1 pseudogene is annotated in these 261 nt (G+C 69.7%); it reads right to left on the reverse strand.

The features are described 5' to 3' along the window. Positions 1 to 207, reverse strand: a pseudogene (locus TW83_RS18365) (hypothetical protein); the annotation flags it as partial. Positions 208 to 261: the final 54 nt, after the last annotated feature.

Here is a 261-nt window from a genome sequence, read left to right on the forward strand (position 1 = left end):
CAGCTGCGCCCCGTCGCCGGTCACCCCACTGTATTCGGGCGCGACGATGCGGTTGTCACGCGCCGCGGCCTGGGCATCGACCTCGGCATAGGGAATGCGCGATTCCACGTCAGAGCCGCGGCTGAACAGGAACATCGTCGACAGCATCGCCAGCGCCACCAGCGGCAGCAGCACGCGCAGCCAGCGGACGATGCGGGTCCGCGACATGGTCAGACCAGCCCCGCACGCAGGCAGTCGTGGATGTGCAGGATGCCGCGGGGG

This window comes from Paracoccus sp. S4493, assembly GCF_000967735.1.
Classification (GTDB): domain Bacteria; phylum Pseudomonadota; class Alphaproteobacteria; order Rhodobacterales; family Rhodobacteraceae; genus Paracoccus; species Paracoccus marcusii.